The organism is Texcoconibacillus texcoconensis (assembly GCF_014202575.1).
In the GTDB taxonomy this organism is placed as follows: Bacteria; Bacillota; Bacilli; order Bacillales; family Salisediminibacteriaceae; genus Texcoconibacillus; species Texcoconibacillus texcoconensis.
The window spans coordinates 1-16054 of sequence record NZ_JACHHB010000001.1 but is presented as its reverse complement, the minus strand read 5'-3'; the positions used below and the strand labels follow the sequence as shown (position 1 = coordinate 16054).

General features: G+C 39.2%; 16 protein-coding genes and 1 pseudogene. 13 read left to right on the top strand and 4 right to left on the bottom strand.

Annotated elements, in window-relative coordinates:
- Positions 1–281: 281 nt before the first annotated feature.
- The gene (locus HNQ41_RS00085; RefSeq protein ID WP_184662377.1) at positions 282–623 is read left to right on the top strand and encodes a hypothetical protein; all 342 of its coding nucleotides are present in this window, start codon (positions 282–284) and stop codon (positions 621–623) included.
- Between the two features lie 266 nt (positions 624–889).
- On the opposite strand, the gene HNQ41_RS00080 is transcribed toward HNQ41_RS00085, so the two are convergent.
- Entirely contained in the window at positions 890–1093 is a 204-nt protein-coding gene (locus HNQ41_RS00080) for a hypothetical protein (RefSeq protein ID WP_184662376.1), read from the bottom strand.
- Between the two features lie 686 nt (positions 1094–1779).
- On the opposite strand from HNQ41_RS00080, the gene HNQ41_RS00075 reads away from it, so the two are divergent.
- The 7 genes and pseudogenes from HNQ41_RS00075 to HNQ41_RS00045 form a co-directional block, all read left to right on the top strand.
- A complete protein-coding gene (locus HNQ41_RS00075) occupies positions 1780–1968 on the top strand; it encodes a hypothetical protein (protein WP_184662375.1) in 189 nt (62 codons plus the stop codon).
- A gap of 169 nt (positions 1969–2137) precedes the next feature.
- The gene (locus HNQ41_RS00070) at positions 2138–4270 is read left to right on the top strand and encodes a type IA DNA topoisomerase (protein ID WP_184662374.1); all 2133 of its coding nucleotides are present in this window, start codon (positions 2138–2140) and stop codon (positions 4268–4270) included.
- A 500-nt stretch (positions 4271–4770) separates the two neighbouring features.
- Positions 4771–5946 (top strand): thioredoxin family protein, encoded by a 1176-nt coding sequence (locus tag HNQ41_RS00065; protein ID WP_184662373.1) that lies wholly within the window; start codon positions 4771–4773, stop codon positions 5944–5946.
- Positions 5947–6403: 457 nt separating this feature from the next.
- Complete coding sequence (locus tag HNQ41_RS00060) at positions 6404–7390, top strand: ring-cleaving dioxygenase (protein WP_343043300.1); 987 nt, start codon at positions 6404–6406, stop codon at positions 7388–7390.
- Positions 7391–7420: 30 nt separating this feature from the next.
- The gene (locus tag HNQ41_RS00055; protein WP_184662372.1) at positions 7421–8026 is read left to right on the top strand and encodes an alpha/beta hydrolase; all 606 of its coding nucleotides are present in this window, start codon (positions 7421–7423) and stop codon (positions 8024–8026) included.
- A 108-nt stretch (positions 8027–8134) separates the two neighbouring features.
- Positions 8135–8332, top strand: a complete 198-nt coding sequence (locus HNQ41_RS00050; RefSeq protein WP_184662371.1) for a hypothetical protein — start codon at positions 8135–8137, stop codon at positions 8330–8332.
- A gap of 15 nt (positions 8333–8347) precedes the next feature.
- Positions 8348–8653 (top strand): annotated as a pseudogene (locus HNQ41_RS00045) (redoxin domain-containing protein); the annotation flags it as partial.
- Positions 8654–8841: 188 nt separating this feature from the next.
- On the opposite strand, the gene HNQ41_RS00040 reads toward HNQ41_RS00045, so the two are convergent.
- Positions 8842–10149 carry an MFS transporter gene (locus tag HNQ41_RS00040; protein ID WP_184662369.1) on the bottom strand — a complete coding sequence of 436 codons (1308 nt, stop codon included), beginning with the start codon at positions 10147–10149 and terminating at the stop codon, positions 8842–8844.
- Positions 10150–10427: 278 nt separating this feature from the next.
- Here HNQ41_RS00040 and HNQ41_RS00035 point away from each other — a divergent pair, with 278 nt between their 5' ends.
- The 5 genes from HNQ41_RS00035 (at position 10428) to HNQ41_RS00015 (ending at position 14177) form a co-directional block, all read left to right on the top strand.
- Positions 10428–11003 carry an O-acetyl-ADP-ribose deacetylase gene (locus HNQ41_RS00035; RefSeq protein WP_184662368.1) on the top strand — a complete coding sequence of 192 codons (576 nt, stop codon included), beginning with the start codon at positions 10428–10430 and terminating at the stop codon, positions 11001–11003.
- Positions 11004–11218: 215 nt separating this feature from the next.
- The gene (locus tag HNQ41_RS00030; protein WP_484600382.1) at positions 11219–11500 is read left to right on the top strand and encodes a DUF6199 family natural product biosynthesis protein; all 282 of its coding nucleotides are present in this window, start codon (positions 11219–11221) and stop codon (positions 11498–11500) included.
- Positions 11501–11585: 85 nt separating this feature from the next.
- Entirely contained in the window at positions 11586–12089 is a 504-nt protein-coding gene (locus HNQ41_RS00025; protein ID WP_184662366.1) for a hypothetical protein, read from the top strand.
- 330 nt (positions 12090–12419) lie between these two features.
- The gene (locus HNQ41_RS00020) at positions 12420–12974 is read left to right on the top strand and encodes a TetR/AcrR family transcriptional regulator (protein ID WP_184662365.1); all 555 of its coding nucleotides are present in this window, start codon (positions 12420–12422) and stop codon (positions 12972–12974) included.
- A gap of 60 nt (positions 12975–13034) precedes the next feature.
- Positions 13035–14177, top strand: a complete 1143-nt coding sequence (locus HNQ41_RS00015) for an MFS transporter (RefSeq protein WP_184662364.1) — start codon at positions 13035–13037, stop codon at positions 14175–14177.
- A gap of 153 nt (positions 14178–14330) precedes the next feature.
- Here the strand turns inward: HNQ41_RS00015 and HNQ41_RS00010 are convergent, their stop codons facing one another.
- Positions 14331–14792: an OsmC family protein gene (locus HNQ41_RS00010; protein WP_184662363.1), complete on the bottom strand. Its 462-nt coding sequence runs from the start codon at positions 14790–14792 to the stop codon at positions 14331–14333.
- A 140-nt stretch (positions 14793–14932) separates the two neighbouring features.
- On the bottom strand, positions 14933–15973 hold the full coding sequence (solA, locus tag HNQ41_RS00005; protein ID WP_343043299.1) for an N-methyl-L-tryptophan oxidase: 1041 nt from the start codon (positions 15971–15973) through the stop codon (positions 14933–14935).
- Positions 15974–16054: the final 81 nt, after the last annotated feature.

Here is a 16054-nt window from a genome sequence, read left to right as displayed (position 1 = left end):
ACCGAGCCAACACAACCATAACGTAAGTCATCGGACTAAGCGTGGTTGATGAAAGTCTAAGGGAACGGTGTGAGTCTCTAAAGCAGATATCATGAGTTTTAGAGGAAACGCCTTTAAGTACCTTAGACCCCACCGAATTTATTCGTGTGGAGGTTCAGATCTCCCATGGAGTACAAAGGAAAAAGCGGCGTGATGATTGATGGTACCTGTACACAGGAACGTATGTTTGTTATTGTAAAGTTATAAGATGTGTTAAACGATATAAATGGGAGGTGTTTGCTGTGAGTGAGGATCGTTTGAACAGTCTAGAAAGTCACATGCAACAGCTGCTGCAAATGATGGCGGAAAACAACAAGATGGCAGTGCAAAACCAGAAGATGACAGTAGAAAACCAGGAGATGGCAGTAGAAAATCAGAAGATGGTTAAAGAAAACAACAAAATCGTTACAGATTTGGCAACCAGAATGGAGCATATGGAACATGTCTTCCAAGAAGAACAACAGACGAACAAAGAATTGCTAAAAGAATTAAGAAGCCATCAGGTAGATATCGATTATTTGCGCAACCAAGTTTCTAAGCACGACATGAAAATTAACAAATTAAAAACATCTTTACAATCTTAACCGCATGTCGATCGACTAAAAATAAAAAGCGATTAAGGACATACAACTTCTACCTTTTAGGAATGGTGGAGGTTATTTTTTTGTGCGGAGCAAAGTCAAAAATGAAGCAAATTGAGTCGGGCGATCCATTTGTTTCCTTTTTGTTGGAGGATGTGTAAACGTCGTCACTGTTCTTTCTTCTTGCTAGACGTGATTTGAAGGATGGGAAAAGTGCGTCCGCTTTAAACTAAAAAAAATCCCACGTACCATTTCGGTTCGGGGGGCGGTTAACTATACTTTAAATTGAAAATTTCTTGTTCATGATCAAGGAGTTTTGCCTTCATAAAAACCATGCTACTTTCGATATGTCCGACTCGTTCGTTTAATTTTTTTACATCGATCTTTAAAGCGGAAATATCTTCTTTCATGTCAGCGATGTCCTGTTTCATGGTCTGCTGCTCATTCTTAATGTCAGCGATATCTTCTTTCATGCTTTCTTGTTCACCGCTAAGTTCATGCAAGGCAGCCATAATTTGTTCGAATTGATCGTCACGAATTTAAGTCACCTCCACACGAAATACTGATTCTATTATAATTGATAGAACGAAGTTTGTCATGAACTGGGTGGGGGACAAATTTTGGTATCGTGATCACCGTTAATGATGTATGTTTGTATTTGATTAATGTACAAATTTCTCATTTATTATACACTTCAACGGGTTGCACGAATTATCGCCGTGAAATAGGGTTGATTGCCATTGCCCTCATTGGCAGTATCTACCTAATCAATATATTGAACAAAGATATCTGGGAAATGAAAACTATAAATTGCTAAGGGAAGAAGTTTTATCTATCTATCGAACAGTTGAAAAAGTGATGAAGTAGGATGAAAGCGCGAGTGTGCTTACGTGCCAGATATTCAAAGGAGTGGTTTAATGGAGGGGATCCAACTAGGGTTGTTTATTTTATTTGTCCTAATAATGTTTGTGATATTTTTTTCTTTAGTAAGATTACTAGTAAAGCATTTTTTTGATGATTTTTATGAGAACCTCTATAGAAAGTCGAAACGCTTATTCCAAAAATTATTCGGAAATAGATGAAACGGTCCATATTAAAATGCATCGCACAGTATCAACTTCAACTATTGGAAGTTAATGAAAAGAGCGAGGGGGAGTTGATGATTGTAAAAATCATGTTGTCTTGGGCGATAATATTTCCTATATTACCGACAGTTGTATTAATCGTAATAGATTACTTCAAAGGTGTACCCATTGAGCTAACTTACTACTTACCCAGTTTTTTAGGCTTTGCAGTAGGTGGTATACTTGTTGGTTTTGTTATGTATCAAGTACAAAAACTAAGGTGAAGCAGGGGGGGCAGACAGACCTTTTGCTTCAATTTTTTGGATAAAACGTGAGGTGCGTCCCTAAGTTTTAGAGAAAGATCATAGAAAGGGGAATGCACGTTTGGTATAATAGAGTTAACTAGAAAGCGTGAGATTTGTCCTCGCGCCTCAAGAAACGAGGTAAAGTGTGATGGCAACGGTATTAATATGTGAAAAGCCTTCCCAAGCCAAAGCTGTTGCTGCTGCTTTTGGCGGTAAAAAGCAAGGGGATTGTTTTGTGATCCCACCGTGTAATCCGTTTCCGAAAGGTGGTTCCATTTTCGCCGCTTCGGGACACCTTTTTGAATTAAAGAAACCGGAGGATTATGATGCGGCTTATAAAAGGTGGCGCTTAGAAGATCTTCCAATTATCCCTCCTCAGTTTGAACATAAATTGATCTATGGGAAGGGAAAGATTTTCAATCCAATTAAAAAAGCATTAAAAGATCCTTCGACAGAACACATCGTCATCGCCTGTGACCCTGGGCGTGAAGGGGCCTACATTGGTTATGAGATCGTGTTTATGTCGGGTGTGAAAAATAAACCAATTTCCTACTTATGGTCTTCATCACTCACGAAAAAAGCGCTCCAAAAAGCTGCGCAACAACTGAAAACAAAAGAAGAAACGCTCCCTTTTTATCATGAGGCGTTTGCGCGCGCAACGAGTGATTATCTATTAGGGATTAATCTATCGCGCCTGTATTCATTACATATTCAAAGAAAGCTAAAGCAACCAAAACAATTTGGCGTGTTTAGCATCGGTCGGGTGAAAACGCCTGTTGTGAAGTTGTGTGTCGACCGTGAAAGGGAGATTGAAAACTTTGAAGTGAAACCGTTTTGGGAAGTGATCGGGACTTTCGAAAAACAAGATGGGCGAACGTATGCCGGCAAATGGTATGAGGACAAGGAAACCCGTCTGTTTGACAAAGAGAAGGCAGAAGCTTTAGCTGATGCATGTAAAGGCCAGCCTGCACAAGTGGTTGATCGTTCGGAAACGGAAAAGAATTATCGGCCGCCGCAATTGATGAATTTGGCGGATATGCAAGATTTAGCTGAGCGCCGCTTCAAGTTTCCGCCGAAGAAGACGCTTGAGGTGTTAGAGCAGTTGTATTTGAGTGGGTATGTGAGCTATCCGCGAACGTCGAGTCGCCATGTGACGAGAGAAGAAGCGAGAGAGTTTCCGGCGATGTTAGATCATTTATCGAAACAAAAAGAGTACGCTTCGTTTTTCCCTGTTCCGAAATCATCAATTATGGATGATACCCGCTTTGTCAACGAGAAGAAAGTGGACGACCACTATGCGCTCATTCCTACAGATCAACCGCTCAACGGTGCGAAGGTGTCAAATGACGAGAAGAAGATTTATGATTTAATTGCTAAGTCGTTGATTGCGGCGCATTATGATGATCAGGTGAAAAAGCACGTGAATATTGTGACAGCTGTGAACAATCAGTTTATGTTTTCAACGAAAGGGACGCGTGTGATTCAAGAAGGATGGAAGGTGATCTATCCAAATCATAAAGAAGCGGATGGGGAAGAAGAGGAGCAGAATATTCCTGACGTCCAAAAGCATGAATCGGTGAACGGGAAGTCTTTTGACTTGAAGGCTGGTGAAACGAAACCGCCTAAAAGGTTTACGCAAGGTTCGTTAATCAAGCATATGGAGAAATTGGGATTAGGTACAAAAGCGACAAGGTCTGGGATTGTCCATGACCTCGTTCAGAAAAGCTTTCTCGATATTGCGAAATCGAAAGTGTATGCGACGAAAAAGTCATTTATCGTCACGGATTCGATTGGTGACCATATTTTAAATACGCCGGAAACGACGGCGAAATGGGAAGCATACTTGGAGAAAGTCGGGAAAGGAGAAAAAGCGGCCGAACCGTTTGTGGAAAGGGCGAAACAGCTAGTCTCAAAAACGATGAATGATGTGACGGAAATCGAGAGCACGTGGGATTTCAGTCAATACGAATCCGCATATGTAGAGGATCAATCGATTGGAGCTTGCCCGTTATGTGGGAAAGGTGTCACTGAGAAGAAGTCGAAGAAAGGGAAGTTCTACGGCTGTGAAGGTTATCGTGATGGTTGTCGTTTTACCGCGCCAGGTAAAATTTTAGGTAAAAACATTACGAAAACGAATATGAAGAAGCTTTTAGAAAAAGGGAAGACGAATACGATTAAAGGGTTTAAAAAAGATAGCAAGACCTTTGACGCTGCGCTTGTGTGGGATGCGGGTCAAAGTAAAGTCGTGTTTGAAACGGTGAAATCGAAAAAACATGATTGAAGCAAAAGGTCCGTCCCTGTACTTCAATTGGTGTAAAAAACATGACTTTTGTTCCTTGCATTTTAGCCATGCTCCCCAGTATTACAATCTGGGGGGCTTTTTTGAATTTCGAAGCTACAAGTATCCAATTTCAATGAGGAGGGAAGAAGCATGGGGAAAGTGAGAGAAGGTGGATGGGAAAAAGAAGGCTGCTATTGGTATAGGATTTGGAGGTTTAGCCTCTACCATGTTACATATAGCAGATCTTAAAAACCCTTATAAATGGTTCGAAATCTGTCATTTAATTTTCAATGATTATCAAAGTAGATAATTTCCTTTTATAGTAAAATCAAGAATAACGATGGTAGTTTATTATGCTAGCGGGTTTACTTCAGTTACATACATTATTGATCATCTTTGGCGAGTACACCTTGTTAAAACTTTAGGTGAGGTGGGGATTCAATCAAAATACTTAATTAATTTTTCGTAGTTTATATTCAATATATCACATAGGAGTAGTTATGATTAGTAAAATTGGATTTCTGTTATTCTTTGTATTCATATTTTTATCACCTTCTGATGCACTAGGGATGGAAGAAAACGAGGTCATATATTTATATTCAGAGACCTGTCCTGTATGTCAAGATGCATCACCATTTGTTTCAAATTTAAACGAATCAGAAACAATTACGCTAAAGAAATACGAGTCAAGGAAACATCAAGATATTTTCTTGGGGTACTTCGATAAATACAGCATAGAACAGACTGTGGTTCCAACGTTCATTGTAAATGGGGAAGTTTTTCAAGGGTACAACAGTATAATAGAAAGTAAAATAATCGAAGAGTTGACCTTTTACGATAATGAAAACACAGCGGACGAAAAGAAAAATGAAATGTTTAACAAACCAATATCAGAAGCTGGGGTGATTGCTTCCACTTTGCTTATCGGTGCAATAGATGGTTTTAACCCTTGCTCCATTTGGGCATTATTGTTTTTAATGTCGATGATTATGCGTTTTGAGTCCAGGAAAAAGATGTTGATTTGTGGTATTACTTTTATTATTACAATTTCGTTTATTTATGGATTGTTCATAGCGGGGACATTTACAATTATGCACCAAATATTAGATATATTTTGGGTGCGGTTTCTTTTATTTTTCCTTACACTATGCTTTGCTTTGGTAAATATCAAAGAAGCGATTAAAAATCAAAACATGACATTTGTTATATCAGATGACAACAAAAAATGGTTAGGAAAAGAAGTTAGAACGAAATTGTTAGGTTCTAAAAATGATATAACGTTGATATTAGGGACAATAGTAGTAGCTCTTGTCGCATCTTTAATTGAATTACCATGCACCGCGGGATTCCCAATTGTTTGGAATGGGCTCATGTCAGATTATAACGTTGCTGGGATAGAATATATAGGGGTGTTGCTCTTATATTTATCCATGTATGTCCTAATAGAAATCATCATTTTAATCACCGTTGTAATAACAATGAAGCGTCTAAGTGTGACAGAGAAAACAGCAAAAAGGATCAAATTGATAAGTGGATTTGTGTTGGTTTATATGTCTATCCTATTATTAATTGGAGACGAAGCGATAAAAAATATGACCCTTGTGTTAACAGGAACTATGATAATGGTTGTGTTAAGCTTATTTTTGAGTTTTATAATGATCAAAAATAAAAGATGAATACTTTAATTTAGAAGATGGAATGGAACACCCGCTATAAGTCCAAAGAAATAACAAAAAGCTTGGAGAAAATGTAAACCTCTCTAAGCTTTTTGTATATAAAATTAGCTTTACTAATTCACGCCTGAACACCACGGCTAATGGGTCATTTCTAAGGTAATGAAAAATGTGTCCTGCTTATTTGCTTCTCTTATGCACCATGTGTCATTTCTACTTTGACCTATGGAATAGTTTCTAATAATCACGAACATTTTTTAATGAAGTTAAATAAGTTGACATAGTAAAAACCTATAACATACAATTATCTTGAATTCGAGATAAAATCATAACGAGGTTTAACAACGAAAAGCTAGCTCGTCATGATCAAGAGGTAGGATGACCTTCAGAGGCGGAGGACGGCGGCATGTGTGGAGAAGCGTATGATCAACTTACAAAAATAACAATGGGAGGAAAAAACGTGACTGAACTAAAAGGAGTCCACCATATAACAGCGATTACAAGTAGTGCGGAGAAGATCTATGAATTTTTTACTTATGTATTAGGTTTGCGTCTCGTGAAGAAAACCGTTAACCAAGATGATATCCAAACGTACCATTTATTCTTTGCAGACGATGAAGGTCGTCCAGGAACGGATATGACATTTTTCGATTTTCCTGGTATTCCAAAAGGCGCTCATGGTACAGATGAGATTTCGAAAACATCATTTCGTGTACCCAATGATGAAGCATTGAATTATTGGGTAAAACGATTCGATCGCTTAAATGTAGAGCACGCAGGGATCAAAGAGCAGTTTGGGAAAAAGGTTCTTCCTTTTGTTGATTTTGATGGTCAACAATACCAATTAATATCAGATGAGAACAATCAAGGGGTTGCTTCCGGGACGCCTTGGCAAAAGGGGCCGATCCCGTTAGAATATGCGATTATTGGCTTAGGGCCCGTCTTTGTTCGTGTTTCGCAATTTGATTATTTTAAAGCGGTATTAGAAGAGGTATACCTATTTAAAGAAGTGGCTGAAGAAGGCTTGTTTCATTTGTTTGAAACAGGCGAAGGGGGAAATGGCGCTCAAGTGATTGTTGAGTATAATGCTGTTCTTCCACAAGCACGCCAAGGGTACGGAACGGTCCACCACGCGGCCTTCCGTGTTGAAGATCGTGCAGAAATCGAGTCGTGGGTGAAGAGATATCAATCATTCCGTGTACCAAATTCAGGTTATGTCGAACGTTATTATTTTGGTTCGTTATACGCGAAAGTCGCGCCTGGCGTGTTGTTTGAACTTGCAACAGATGGTCCAGGATTTATGGGAGACGAACCTTATGAAACGTTAGGTGAAAAACTAGCACTTCCTCCATTTCTTGAAGAAAAACGAGAAGACATTGAAAAACAAGTACGCCCAATAGATACGGTGAGGAGTACAAAGGAATTTGAAAAGGAATATGAAAATTAAACCAAACGATGAAGGAGCGAGGATGATTCTATGATGAAGCATATTTTTCAAAAAGGAAATGACCAATCAAAGCCGACGTTATTATTATTACACGGCACGGGCGGAACGGAGGAGGACCTCCTCCAGTTGACAGATATTATTGATCCGGATGCAAATGTACTTAGTGTGAGAGGGAATGTATCAGAAAACGGCATGCCTCGGTTTTTTAGAAGATTAGCGGAAGGCGTTTTCGATGAAGAAGATTTGGTTTATCGTACCAAAGAATTAAATGAATTTCTTGCTTATGCAGCCCAAAAGTATGCGTTTGATCGTGACAATGTCTTAGCTATAGGGTATTCGAATGGAGCCAATATTGCGGCGAGTCTTTTATTCCATTACGAAAACTCACTTAAGGGGGCAGTTTTGCATCACCCTATGGTACCGAGAAGAGGCATTGACCTTCCTGATTTAACAGGGAAACCGGTGTTTATTGCGGCGGGCACAAATGACCCGATCTGTTCAGCGGAGGAATCCACTGATCTTCAATCGCGATTAGAAAAAGCGAATGCAAGCGTTGATATTCATTGGGAAAATAATGGTCATCAACTAACTATATCGGAAGTTGAAGCGGCAGCGAAATGGTATCGTAACATATAGAATTTTGGCTAATAGGTAGAAAACAACGAGGAGGAGAAGTTTTTTCTTTGAAGAAAAATTTTCCGAAGAGTATAATGAGATAAAACTGGATATAGAAAGGAGATTACGGTGAAATATATATTAGGATTAATCGGTTTACTAGCAGTATTGCTGTTAGCAGCCTGTTCAGGGGAAGAAAGTAGTACAGCGTACATACCTTATGAATCGGATGATTTTAACATGGCATTGGTCGATACGAATGCTGAAGAAGTAACACTAGCCATGGATGAAAAAGCATTTTATGTTTATTTTACAGGGGTAACCTGAGGTGCTTGTGTTTCTCAACTGGGTCAGTTGAGTGAAGATCTTGATACGTTTGAAGAAGAAAATTATAACATTTATGCAATTAGCCCGAGCCGCCCAGACCAACATCGAGAATTGGCGGAAGAATTAGAGACTGATATTGAATTTCTTACGGATATCCATTATGAATTTGGTGTCACGCACGGATTTATTGATCCAGAAGAACAATTTATTGATCGTGGTTATTTGGCAGTGAATCCTGATACAGAACAAATGGCCAAAGAGGTTGATTACCTCGTTGCTGATCATTTTGAAGAAGTTTTAAATGTATTAGAAGATTTATAATGAGAGGCGTCCACCATTCGGTAGCTTGTGTAACCGAGTTTTAGGACGCCTTTTTCATGTGGGTAGGTTTGAAGCGGGGGTTAAGGTTATTCGATTTTTTCATAGCGAGCCTTAGAAACCAAGAAACCATTTTGGAAAGTCGTGATGACGTTTTTTAAGGTGGAACTACGGAAGCTGCGGACAAACGGTTAGCATTTGATTTCAGCGCTTGGTCGCATGTAGTAGTACCACAATAAGACGCTACAAAGGATGTAATAAAACAAAAACACCAAAAGTGCCAACTGCGCTGTGCCGACTAAATCGATTGACAAGCCAAACATATTCGGAATGAAGAAACCGCCAAGTGAACCAACGGCAGAAGAAAAACCGATCGCAGCGGACGTTTCCTTTTCTCTAAAGATAAAAGGGATCATTCTAAAAATCGACCCGTTCACAATGCCTCCAGAGAGAAAGAGAACTAAGAACATAATAAAAAATCCACTAAAATGAGAAGTTTGTTCACTCATAAAATACATGACGCCACCGGTTCCGGTAATCATCGCAACAACTGAAATAAATGAAACGACGGCACCGCCGAATTGATCCGATAAATAACCACCTACTGTACGGAAAACAGATGATAGAAGAGGGCCGATAAATGCAAATTGGAATGCATTGACCGTAGGAAATTGGTTGTTGATCAGAAGCGGGAAGGCGGCTGAAAAGCCAATAAAAGATCCGAACGACATAATGTAGAGAATCGTCACGATATACATATGTTTTCTTCGAAAAATTTGAAATTGTTCTGCGATCGAGGTTTTAGGACGAGGTAAATCATTCATCCCGAAAAAGGCGACGATGGTCATGATAACAATCGGAATCACCCATAAAAAAGCACCATTTTGTAACCATACCCTTGAATCTTCACCGTTTGCAGATAAAATTTGCGGTTCACCTGCGAGCGCACTAAATAAAGGAAACGTGATCACAAGAGGAGTTAATAACTGGACTGTACTGACCCCTAAATTACCGAGTCCTCCATTAATACCGAGGGCAGTCCCTTGCTTTTCTGTCGGGAACATTGGACCAATGTTAGCCATAGAAGAAGAAAAGTTGGCGCCACCTAGTCCGCATAAAATTGATAATAACGCCATAACTACAAATGGCGTATCCGGGTTTTGGATAGCAATGCTTATACCGATCAAGGGGATGAGTAAAACGACAGTACTAATGACAGTCCATGTTCTTCCGCCAAAATAGATGATAACAACGGAATAAAGCATACGTAATAATGCGCTTGATAGAGCAGGTAATCCTGTTAAAGTAAATATTTGCGTCGTTGAATAGTCAAAACCGATGTTTGGGAGGTCGACAGAAATAACCGACCATACTTGCCAAACGCAAAATGCTAAGTGTAACGCAAACGCCGAGATCCAAAGGTTCCGTTTGGCGACTTTTTCACCTGTTTCTCTCCAAAACTTTTCATCGTTTGGTCCCCATGAAGTAATCCTTTTCATATTACCCTTCCTATTGAAATGAATGAGGTACGCTTATTTACTGTCTGTAAAAATCACCTATAGTGTCTTCATGGCTAAAGAAAGTATGTAATCGTATTGAAAGGGTTTTTCAGGTGTTTCAGAAACCGTTGGAGAAGATGCATTTACCATTTTGTGGTATTGTTAGTATGGAATACGTTTTTAACTACAGGGTGAATTTTCATGATAGAAATCACTTTTGAAGATAGAAAAAACGGTTGTGCCCAAACCGTTAATTGTTCTAAATGGAGGTGTTGTTCGTGAAAGTAGATGTTAACGGAAGTTCCATGGAATTAAAAGTAGGGGATATCACAAAGCAAAAGACAGATGCGGTTGTAAATGCAGCGAATGGAACACTCATGGGTGGTGGCGGTGTGGATGGTGCGATTCACAAAGCGGCTGGCAAGGAACTACTCGAAGCTTGCAAATGGATCCGTGATCATGAATTAAATGGCGAACAATTAAGTACAGGTCAGGCCGTGATTACCGAAGCCTTCCAGTTGCCCGCTTCCTGGGTCATTCATACTGTAGGGCCTGTCTGGGGCGGAGAGGAAGAAAAATTGAAGGCGTTGTTGGCGGATTGTTACCGCAACTCGTTCAAGTGCGCGATGGAAAAAGGAATTAAAAGCATCTCTTTTCCTTCCATTTCAACTGGGGTGTACCGGTTTCCTATTGATCTGGCGGCACAAGTGGCGCTAACAACGATTATGGAATTTTTGCAACGCAACGATTTCGGGCAAGTAGTCATGACGTTATTCTCTGATAAGGATTATGAAGTGTATGCCACTGCGTTACAGAGATTATTGGATAACGAAGGGGAAAACAACAGATTTTGAAAGATGAAGGGGAAAATATGATGAAGTCTAAAATGATACCATTTGTCATTATTGTCATAGGCATAGGCGTAGGTATATTAGGATATTGGTTTTTTACGTCGGTATTTCTTCCTAACATGATGTGAATGGCTTAGAAGGATCAGCATTTTTCTCCTTTTATGATGCCTTCTTTATGGGTTATGATTGTAGGCAGTGGAGGGGATATGTTGCTTAGTATGATATTTGCCATCATGTTTATAATCATAGCTTACGGTTATTTAATTTGGTCGTATTTTTACCCAGAGGAAAGTATGTTGCTTTTAAATAGGTGGGTATATAAAAAAGAGCCTGAATTTTCCGATACTGCGATTGCTTATACGAAGTTTGAATCAATTTTTGGGATTTTTATACTAACGATGATCATTGTTGGAACTCTATCTGACAGTCAATTTTTAAACTTCTTTTTGCTAATTGTTTTATTTTCTTATGTCATCTTCAAGGTGTTAAAAACAAAGTAAAAACTTAGAAGGACAAAGGTTGGAATGGCCGTATTCAATAACAAGTCGTCGTGGGTCTTGATAACGCCTATAAAGGTGTGATTGAATGTATAGTCAAGAAGAAATGAAGGTTCTAAAAGAGCGAGAACGAAAAAAAAGGAAAATAGGCATAACGATTATCATCGTTCTCGTTGTCATGTCCTTCATTAATGATCGTATGAAATATACAACATTTGAAGAAGTGATGTCGGAGCGAATGCCGGACGTTGAATCAATTGAAAAAATTGACGTTCGTTATTCTATAGCTGAAGATGAAGTAGGAGAAATAAGCTTTGATACAGAATGGGAAAGCAGGGAAGCCACAATCGAAAATGAGGAATTCATAGAAACGTTCTTCCATGAAAGTTCAGATATTGAGTTAAAAGAACAAAATCGAGGATCTAGTTCAAGAACATTTTATTATCTAAAGTTATATACAGATACGGAAAATTACTGGTTCCATATCTATGAGCATGATCTTGAATTAGGTAGAGACTCCTATCAAATTATCGGTGATAATTTATTCTATCAATTACTCGAAAATGAAGACATTGATTGGGAAACTGTATAGCTGAATGAAGCGGAGGGGGGACCTTTTGCTTCTTTTTTTGTAGGGTAGATGGTTTTAGGTGGACATTGATTCCGTTATTTTCACAAAAAACGTCAAATCAAGGGTGAGCGCTGACATACGTTCCGTTAATTGAAGAAAAACAGGCAGTTTTAGCTAGATTTATAGTGATTAGCGGAACTTACGTTCGGGAACTGCCTAAAAAACAGCTTTTTGTCACAGATAACGGAACACAGGTCCGCCCCAGAGAAGAATAATGGTTGACGATGAGCTCAATTAATTGATAACCTAACGGTAGAAAGGTCGTTCTATATAACAAAGGAGAAGTGGAACATGGCTCGGTCTGAAAAGAAAGATACATTACTTGAAGTAGCTGAACGATTATTTTATGAACACGGATTTCGCGGTGTAGGATTGAAGCAAATTATTAGTGAAGCGAATGTTGCCACAATGACGCTTTATAATCACTTTCCTTCTAAGGATAATTTGGTGGAGGAAGTACTTAAACAACGAGAAGAGCGGTATTGGTCTTATTTGGATGCACATGTAGAAATGGATTCAGATTCCCCGTTTATTCTAGCTGTTAAAGCTCATGGTCGTTGGTTAAAGGAACAATCTTACAAAGGAGATATGTTTTTAAGAGCGATCGAAGATTATGCGGGAACCGATAATGAGATTGAAAGCATTGCAAGAGGGCACAAAGCCAAATTGCTTCAATATTTTCAACGACTAGCCCAAAGAAAGGGAAAAGAAAACGAACGAGATTTAGCAAATCAATTTACATTGCTTCTTGAAGGTACGACATCCATGACGACATTGATTGGTGCAGAAGAAGCAACGGAGCATTCTATTGCGATGGCGCGGACACTTGTCCGCCATACATCGTAATTTTTTTAGCCCTAAAATAGAAAGGTCGTTCTATATAATTTATGAGTGAGGGGAGAAAGGATGAAATTTTCACGGCTCGTTTTACCTGGAATTACGATGATTGCTGCCACCTATGGATTAGCGAGGTTTAGTTTTGGGTTGCTCCTTCCCGCGATGAATGAGTCACTAGAAATGTCTGAGTTTGTATCTGGAATGATTTCTTCGTTGTTTTATTTAGCCTACTGTTTTACGATCCTCATCTCCACAGTGTTTACGACAAGGGAAGGGCCAAGACGAATGATTCTCTCGGCGGGATTGTCAGCGTTTATGGGGTTGCTACTTATGAGTACCACGCCCAATGCATGGGTGCTAGCGTTAGGTGTCTTATTTGCTGGAGGAAGTACAGGTTTGGTATCGCCACCTTATGGCGCGGCGATTTCACTTTGGATTCAAGAGCGACAACAAGGGAAGGCGAATACATGGATCAATTCCGGAACAAGTTTAGGAATTGTCTTATCGGGCGCAGGGGCCATTTTATTAACATCCAATTGGAGACTAACGTATTTCATCTACGCGATTTTGACTTTACTCATATTAATATGGAATTACAAAGCAATCCCGAAAACAGGAACAAGTTCGAATTTAAGCTTTGAAAAAGGGACGCTCTCTATACGCGGTGTACATGGAGCGACCACGTTAATTTTGGCATCGCTGATTTTAGGTATTTCCACAGCGGCCTTTTGGACTTTTTCGAGATCTTTTATTGAAGTCGCTGGTGAGTACAGTGATTGGCAGTTGTCTGCATTTTGGGTGGTCATTGGTTTATTTGGTGTGATAGGTGGCTTTTCAGGGTCTTTAATTGAAAAGAAGGGACTGTCATTTGCATATAGATTAGGGAGTGTGATGATTGCTACAGCATCGGTCATACTTGCCTCTTCACCTGAAAATTGGTTCGTTTCATACTTGTCAGCTGGTATTTTCGGAAGTTCTTATATATTTTTAACTGGCGTTCTGCTTGTGTGGGGGATCCATGTGTTTATTACAAACGCATCATTAGGGATTTGTATTCCATTTTTACTTTTGGCCGTCGGACAAGTGATTGGTTCATCACTGGCAGGACTCTTGATTGGACTATCGGGTTATGAATTTTCTTTTATCATTTTTGGCGTCATCGGTATGGTTGCTACATTTATCGGTCCCAAAAAACAATTAGTTAATGAATAAAGCGGAGGAACGGAACTTTGATATCTTTAAAATACTAGATCCGTTCCTGTGCGATCGTCATTCATTCAAAGAGTAACAGTTTTTATTAAAATTGTGGATGGATAAGTGTTAATTCATAAATTTACTGTCCCAAAAATAGCATAGGTTTTGCGCCTAAGCTTGTGAAGTGGCTCCGCTTTCAATGATAATGTCATTTAATTTCATAGTTACAGGGTTTGCGATTGTATCACCGACAGGGCATGTTTCTTCGACAAAGGCTACGAATTTTTCTACTTTCTCCCTAGGTTCTTCGGTATCAATATGAATGTTATAACGAATTTCACTATACCCTTTACGGACGTCTGATATTCCCATAAACCCATCTGTATCCAAGTCTCCTTCTACCTCAACCCAGAAGTCATTAAACGTCATATCAAACTTTTTGGCAAAACTTGCGGCACAGATCGCTTGACAAGCTCCTAATGCACTAAGGACCAATTCAACAGGGTTCATCCCTGTATCTTTTCCACCTAAACTTTCCGGTTCATCGACTGTGATTTCAAAATTTCTTGATCGAACCTTTACTTGAACACCTTCTTGCAAATGTGCAGTTGATTTAAAAGTTGTCTCAGGCATGGAAAAACTCCTTCCAATAATTTGCTTTCAATAATATTGTAAGCCTTTTCACAATGTTAATCCATGTCGTTTTTGTGAAAGTTCTGTAACAGAAACAAGAGCTGTCATAACGACAAATCTTGTTCTTAACGCCTATCTCCTTAGTCAAAACGACTAATAGAAAACTGAGAAATATCTATATCATTCTTACCTGAAATCATTAAGTTACTTAAGGCTTGTCCAACTGCACTGCTAAATTTGAACCCTTGTCCTGAGAAGCCTGCTGCAATCGCGACGTTGGAATATTTGGGATGCAAATCGATCATAAATTTATGATCAGGGGTCAGTGTATACATACAAGTTTTACCATACTTCAATTGTTGAATATCAGGGATGTATTGTTGCAAAAATCCTAACAAATCTTCTTCATCTTCTGCTTTTTCACCAAACGCTACCATTGTTTCGTCTGGATTGATTTGATCCCCGCCATCATGGCGCCCTAATTTCAGACCACAACCATCAATACTTGGAAAACCGTAATAAAGTCCTTGAGGTGTCTCAAATGCTAAGGCTGGAAAGTTGTTTTGATTATAGATCTTTTCATTTGCGTCAAACCAAGCGAATGTCTTACGCACAGGTTTAAGAGGAATATCCAAATCCAACATAGAAAGTAAATCTCCTGACCATGCCCCTGCTGAAACAACCAACGCATCTGCATAAAAGGTTTTCTCATCTGTTTTCACTGTTACTTGATCGTTTCGAACATCAATTTTCTTTACCCTGCTATTCGAACGAATCGTAGCACCATTTAATTCAGCAAGTTCACGGTATGCTTGAATACTTTCCTCACATTTCAACACGCCAGACGTTGGTTCATAGCAACCAATAAAATGATTAGGGAGCGTAATTCCAGGCCAATGGTTATGGACTTCATGAGCATTCATAACTTCGAGCGGCAAAGAATATCTCTTGGCACTAGAAATGATATTTTGGGTAAAGTCGGATTCTTCATCTCCAACGCCGAGAACCCCTGTTTTCATAAATAGATCCTTACCTGTCGCTCTTTCTAAATCACCCCATAGTTCTTGTGCTCTAAGAATCAATGGAACATACTCCTCACCCTCGGCATAGGCATATCTAATAATCCTCGTATCCCCGTGGTGACTGCCTTTATTATGAGGTGAGTTATGGAATGTCAACACTAAACTGAACAATTTCTTTAAGGTACATTTACTTTTTAAAGAGCTAATAAGTTATGAATCTTCATTTGAAAATGATGCTAG

What these genes read in the sequence shown, in the direction of transcription:
- HNQ41_RS00080 (WP_184662376.1), bottom strand. Translation starts at nt 1,093, where the DNA reads ATGAAAGAAGATATCGCTGACATTAAGAATGAGCAGCAGACCATGAAA.
- HNQ41_RS00075 (WP_184662375.1), top strand. Translation starts at nt 1,780, where the DNA reads ATGATTGTAAAAATCATGTTGTCTTGGGCGATAATATTTCCTATATTA.
- HNQ41_RS00070 (WP_184662374.1), top strand. Translation starts at nt 2,138, where the DNA reads ATGGCAACGGTATTAATATGTGAAAAGCCTTCCCAAGCCAAAGCTGTT.
- HNQ41_RS00065 (WP_184662373.1), top strand. Translation starts at nt 4,771, where the DNA reads ATGATTAGTAAAATTGGATTTCTGTTATTCTTTGTATTCATATTTTTA.
- HNQ41_RS00055 (WP_184662372.1), top strand. Translation starts at nt 7,421, where the DNA reads ATGATGAAGCATATTTTTCAAAAAGGAAATGACCAATCAAAGCCGACG.
- HNQ41_RS00040 (WP_184662369.1), bottom strand. Translation starts at nt 10,149, where the DNA reads ATGAAAAGGATTACTTCATGGGGACCAAACGATGAAAAGTTTTGGAGA.
- HNQ41_RS00030 (WP_484600382.1), top strand. Translation starts at nt 11,219, where the DNA reads ATGATATTTGCCATCATGTTTATAATCATAGCTTACGGTTATTTAATT.
- HNQ41_RS00025 (WP_184662366.1), top strand. Translation starts at nt 11,586, where the DNA reads ATGTATAGTCAAGAAGAAATGAAGGTTCTAAAAGAGCGAGAACGAAAA.
- HNQ41_RS00020 (WP_184662365.1), top strand. Translation starts at nt 12,420, where the DNA reads ATGGCTCGGTCTGAAAAGAAAGATACATTACTTGAAGTAGCTGAACGA.
- HNQ41_RS00015 (WP_184662364.1), top strand. Translation starts at nt 13,035, where the DNA reads ATGAAATTTTCACGGCTCGTTTTACCTGGAATTACGATGATTGCTGCC.
- HNQ41_RS00010 (WP_184662363.1), bottom strand. Translation starts at nt 14,792, where the DNA reads ATGCCTGAGACAACTTTTAAATCAACTGCACATTTGCAAGAAGGTGTT.